Below are 4,559 nucleotides of genomic sequence, written 5' to 3' on the forward strand. Positions count from 1 at the left end.
AGAACATATTAAAAATATCTGGCAAATTATTCAAGATACTCCTGGTTTTGATGCTATGCAATTAGTACAATTAGTGCCAAATATATTAGTTAAACCAGAGATGCAAAAGATGGGGCAACAAGTAGCAGGTGGTTTGACTCAACGGGCGATCGCTCGTTTGATTCGTCAAGTATTATTATCTCCAGAGTATTCTAATACTAATGGTAATGGTCATAAACCAAAGACTCAACCTCAACTTTCTTTACCTGCTTCTTCTAGCTAAGTTAATATTGATTGGTTGATAAGTAAGAGGGAATAGGGAATAGAGAACAGTAATTAATAATTTATGGATAATAATTGATTCGATTTTTAATTTTTGGATAAGTCTAATAGTTAATAGTTAGTTGTTAGTAGCAAAAGTTTCTATTGGCAACTAATTTTTTTATGGAGGTTTGATTGAGGAATAATACTAAATTCGGTTTAATTAGTATCTTTAATAGACTTCTTGCAGAAGTCAGGGAATAGGGAAGAGTCATTTCAGTTATCGGTTATCAGTACATCTGGCGCTCACCATTGAGATTGAAAGAATGAACAAATATTTTTTTATATTAGATAAGAGTTGGAAAAAGTATTTTTTCATAACCGAACTTAGTGTAAAACTTAAACTCCACTAGAGGAATTATATTATAGGAAATTAAACAAAGTAAAATGAATATTTATCAAAAATTATTCAAGCTTATTTTAGCAGGAAATACAAACATTCCTGCAATGATTAAGGCTATTATTGGAGCTACCCTTCAAGGGTGAAATAATACCAAAAATAGCGATTTAACTTTTCATCAAGTACACATTTTTCATTCCGATCAATCATTATCAGCTTTGACAATTTCAGTAGCTTGGCAAGAAGCTCTAAGCAACTAGAAAATTTCTTCAACAAGTTTAGTACATCATGTCACAAAAATAGAAGATTCTAATGTTGATAGATTTAGGGATCTTGTAGAGCAACTACGAAAAATTGTTAACCCTCTTGATAATTCACAAAACTATATTGACTTGACAGGTGGTATTTCATCTCTTAAGTCTATACTTACTATTTTTGTTTATGTGCTTGATATAGAAAATATTTATTCGTTGGAAATAAATTTATCTAAATATCCAGGTACTAGAAAAAAGCAAGCTGGTATTTTTTACCGAATAATTAAGGTTTAAAGCCTCTCATGGGCAAGGAGAAACAAGAAAAAATTTTCCTTTTATTCAATCCAATCCGTTTTAGGGAGAGGTAATTATCCATTATCCATTATCCATTATCCATTATTGAACATGAGTTATAAAAAGCAGGAGTAAGTATAAAATATCGCAAGTTTCCGCCGATAAGAGAATTTGATACTTTCGGAAAATTAAATTCTACGGTAGTTTTACGCCAAGGAGATAATATTCTATTTAAAGCACCTTATCAGGCAAGTTTAGTAAACGATTTACAGAGAATTTACAAATAAAAAACTGGATTAACTGGCACTATAGGATATGTTCATTAATTAATAATGGATAATGAATAATGGATAATTATCTCTGGTTAAAACCGCAACGGAATTGAATATAAGGAAATCACAATTTCTTTTCTCAAGAAAAGATTGGATATGGCGTACTTCGGAGCGGCTCTGCATTCAGAGGGAAACCCGCTCTTGAGAGAGGAGCTGCCTCTTGCAGAGGAGCTGCCTCTTGCTACGGTAGCTCTCGCTTTTCATGTCGCGCAGCGAAACGCTTTTCATGTCGCGAAGCGAAACGCCATCCCACCCTACGGTCTGCTCTGCAATTCAAGTCGCTCCGCGTTTCATGTCGGCGACAGTCGAAAACGACCGCTTTTTCTCCTTGGAAGGAGAGGCAATAAAGCCGAATTGATTAATTATCAATTATCAATTATTCATTGGTAAAAAATTACCTGAAGTTGCTTGAGCAATGCGTCTAGCTAAAGCTAAAGGTGGAGGTAGCATTATGGGTATAGCTTTAAAAGATTAGAAATAGAGAATTAGCAAAAATTAGGAATGAGGATTTATTAACTTCTAGATTTCCTGCATAGAAGTATTTCAGTGCAATACTCTTAGATAAAAACTTTGGATCTTATTTAATTCTCATTCCTTAACTAGATCCTCAAGTTTTCTAATTAATATAATGTCAAGTAACGAGTGTATTATAATTCCATTTTTTGACATTTTAATCTAACTATTTCCTATATAACAACCCTCAATAGGTTGTGAAAAATTTCATTAGAGTTAATCGCCATTAGACATCTCTAAAAAAAGATAAAGATATAGACTTTTTGCACATAGTAGAGAACAGGGAATAGGGAATAGGGAATAGGGAGTATATTTTCGCAATTAAGATACGAAAAATGATTTTGTAAGTGACTTGTAAAAGTCTAGCCTATGTTAAATAAAGAGCAAGTTTATTTTCTGGAGATATCTATTAAAAATAAAAATCCTGGCGTTGCTGGTTGTGTGTATGATTTGATAATTTTGTATTTTGTATTTTGTATTTTGGATTGTTTGAACTACTTATTAATATTAACTGTTCCCTGTTCCCAATTAAGTTTTCCCTATTCCCTATAAACCTACTTTCATACCTTAATTCAGCAATGCCAAAATCCTTTATACTCTGGCTTGATGACTCCAGTAATTCTGACTCCTAACTACCACTAAAATATCGCAATGGTAAAACAACCAACCTCTATAAAACGTGCTGATGCTTTAGATGCTTTGCGTGGATTTACTATTTTAATGATGGTATTATCTGGCATAATTCCTCGTGATGGAACATTACCTGCTTGGATGTATCATGCTCAAACACCACCACCAAATTATGTATTTAATCCTCATCTTCCTGGATTAACTTGGGTAGATATTGTTTTTCCAATTTTCTTATTTGCAATGGGAGCATCTATACCCCTAGCTTTATCTAGATTAATTAATAAAAACTGGCGATACAGTCAAATATTTTTCTTTATACTGAAAAGAGGATTTTTGTTGGGCACTTTTGCTATAGTTTTGCAACATTTTCGACCGCACATTATTAATAGTGCAGAGGAAACTCCTGAAAAGTGGCAATTAGCTTTACTAGGATTTTTTATCCTATTTTTAATGTTCACTCGTTTACCCAAATTTTTTCCCAAGTTTATAAATAAATTTATTAGTATAGCTGGCTGGAGTTTATGTATTTTAGTTCTGAGTAGATTAATATATCCTGATGGTAGTCAATTTTCCTTAGAACGGAGTGATATTATTCTCATAGTATTAACAAATATGGCGGTTTTTGGTTCGATAATTTGGTTATTTACTAAATCTAATTGGTGGTTACGTTTAGGATTATTAGGGATATTATTAGGGTTAATATTTTCTGCTACTGATGATGGATGGGTGAAAGAGTTTTGGTTTAACTCTCCTTTGCCTTGGATTTTTAGATTTGATTATTTGAAGTATTTATTTATCCTCATTCCCGGTACTATTGCCGGAGATTTAATTTTAAAATGTATGAGAAACTATGACACTAATAATGATGATCCTATAGTAGAAAAATGGCCAGCTAGTCGTTTTTTAATTATTGCACTATTAATGCTGACTATTGACTTGGTGTTATTGCTTGGGTTACAATCTAGACTGGTTTTACAAACAACTTTAATAACTATAGTTTTATGTGGTTCCGGTTGGTTATTATTCCAGCAACCAGGTAATCAGATAGAAAATTTGCTAAATAAACTTTATGGTTGGGGTATTTATTGGCTCGTATTAGGGTTAGCTTTTGAACCTTTTCAAGGTGGCATCAAAAAAGATAGTGCTACTATTAGTTACTTTTTCATCACCACAGGAATGTCTATTTTTCTGTTGATTCTATTCACTGTGATTAGCGATTATTTTCAACAGAAAGGTCTTCTCAAATTATTGATTTATAATGGGGAAAATCCCATGATAGCTTATGTGGTTTTCGGTAACTTGCTTTTACCTCTCTTCAAATTAACTGGATGGTATGAAGAAATTACACAAATGACTCAAACACCAAGTTTAGGATTGTTTAGGGGATTTGTTTATACATTAATAGTGGCATTTGTTGTAAGTATTTTTAGCAGGTTAAAACTTTTTTGGAGGACTTAAAAACAATAAAATTAGGAGAATTTTATGAGTAGTATACTTCCCGTAGTGTTTGTATGGTTTGTTTCATTGTTTGGTGCTTGTGTAGGCATCATCATCGGAGGTACTATTGGGGGAATAGTTGGTGGAATTACTAACTTAATTACTCGTTTCAGATGCACGATGAGAATATTTAATGCAGCAACTTTTACTTCACTTTTGAGTACAGTTTTTTTTATTATTATTGCTCATGACAAAATTCAACCTTTAAATTGTGCTGATGGTTGGGATGGATTTTATGTTTGTTTTAGTCCACTACTAATTCCATTTTGGGGAGGAATTATTGGGGGTATATTTGGTTCATTTCTTGGAGTTTTAGTGGAAATATATAGAAAATCAAGTCATTAAATTCAATGGTTTATTGAAGTTTTGTGGGGCGGGTTTTGATCAGGCATAAATCCA

2 protein-coding genes and 1 pseudogene are annotated in these 4,559 nt (G+C 32.6%); all 3 read left to right on the forward strand.

What is annotated here, in order from left to right:
* Positions 1 to 262, forward strand: a pseudogene (locus F6K22_RS33030) (AarF/ABC1/UbiB kinase family protein); the annotation flags it as partial.
* A gap of 2,422 nt (positions 263 to 2,684) precedes the next feature.
* Positions 2,685 to 4,121: a DUF5009 domain-containing protein gene (locus F6K22_RS33035; protein WP_293108080.1), complete on the forward strand. Its 1,437-nt coding sequence runs from the start codon at positions 2,685 to 2,687 to the stop codon at positions 4,119 to 4,121.
* A 24-nt stretch (positions 4,122 to 4,145) separates the two neighbouring features.
* The gene (locus tag F6K22_RS33040; RefSeq protein ID WP_293108083.1) at positions 4,146 to 4,505 is read left to right on the forward strand and encodes a hypothetical protein; all 360 of its coding nucleotides are present in this window, start codon (positions 4,146 to 4,148) and stop codon (positions 4,503 to 4,505) included.
* Positions 4,506 to 4,559 lie beyond the last annotated feature (54 nt).

Source organism: Okeania sp. SIO2F4, from assembly GCF_010672385.1.
Lineage (GTDB): Bacteria > Cyanobacteriota > Cyanobacteriia > Cyanobacteriales > Microcoleaceae > Trichodesmium.

Bases quoted from the DNA above. Each gene is read 5' to 3' on its own strand.
- F6K22_RS33035 (WP_293108080.1), top strand. From the start codon at position 2,685: ATGGTAAAACAACCAACCTCTATAAAACGTGCTGATGCTTTAGATGCT.
- F6K22_RS33040 (WP_293108083.1), top strand. From the start codon at position 4,146: ATGAGTAGTATACTTCCCGTAGTGTTTGTATGGTTTGTTTCATTGTTT.